General features: G+C 63.4%; 1 protein-coding gene. It reads right to left on the bottom strand.

Going from position 1 to position 1,029, the window contains the following annotated elements:
• Nucleotides 1–1,029, bottom strand: a 1,029-nt coding sequence (locus WH91_RS20355; protein WP_046172849.1) for an arginine deiminase, incomplete at both ends; no start/stop codon positions are given.

Genomic DNA, 1,029 nt, shown 5'->3' with positions numbered 1-1,029 from the left:
GAGCAGAGTGTTGGTATAGACATTGCGATCGTAGCCGATGACGACGCCAGGCTCGACGGCGACCACGTTGTTGCCGTCGTCCCACTGCTCGCGTTCGGCCTCATAGCTGTCGCCACCGGTGGCGACGACACGCAGCCGTTCGAGGCCAAGCGCCGCTTGGACGACCTGGACGAACGGTTCGTTCTCCGCCGTTATGTCGATGCCCGTTGGTCCGGTGCCGGGGCGGAGCGAGAAAGTTCGGATACGATCGACAACAGTCGGATAGATGGTCACGAGGTCGCGGTCGCAAAAAGTGAAGACCGTATCGAGGTGCATGAAGGAGCGGTCGCGTGGCATCAGGGCGGCAATGATCCTGGTCGCGACGCCCTTGGCGAAGAGGCGCTTGGCAAGCGTCGCCACCGCCTGCGGCGTAGTCCGCTCTCCCATGCCGATGAGCACGACGCCGTTCTCCACCGGCATGACGTCGCCGCCCTCAAGCGTGGCAATGCCGGTCCCGTCCGAACCGTCCCACCAGGCTTCGAATTCAGCGTCACGAAAATGGGGATGGAATCGGTAAACGGCCTCGACATTGGTCGCTTCCGGGCGGCGAGCGGGCCAGAACATCGGGTTGATCGTCACGCCGCCGTGGATCCAGCATGAGCTATCACGGGTAAACATCTGGTTGGGCAGCGGCGGCAGGACAAAGTCCTGTGGTTCCATGGTCCGCCCGGCCAGACCTGCAGGCTCGAAGGGAAGCTCGGCACGAGCGATGCCGCCAATCAGCAACCGGCCAAGGTCGCTGGCCGGCATTTCGTCCAGCCAACTGCGCATCTCGCCGACCAAGTCTTCGCCGATCGAGGCGGCGCTGATCCGCCGGTCGAGCAGCCATCGCCGTGCTTCGCCAAGGGCAAGCGTCTCGCCAAGCAGGGTACCGAAATCGAGGACGGTCACCCCACGTTCACGCAACGCATCAACGAAGATGTCATGCTCTTGGCGTGCCTTCTTGACCCAGAGAACGTCGTCAAAGAGCAGGGCCGCGCGATTGTCCGG

This window comes from Devosia psychrophila (assembly GCF_000971275.1).
GTDB lineage: Bacteria > Pseudomonadota > Alphaproteobacteria > Rhizobiales > Devosiaceae > Devosia > Devosia psychrophila.
Note: the sequence above shows the minus strand (reverse complement) of the source record. Positions and strands in the feature narration are given on the sequence as shown.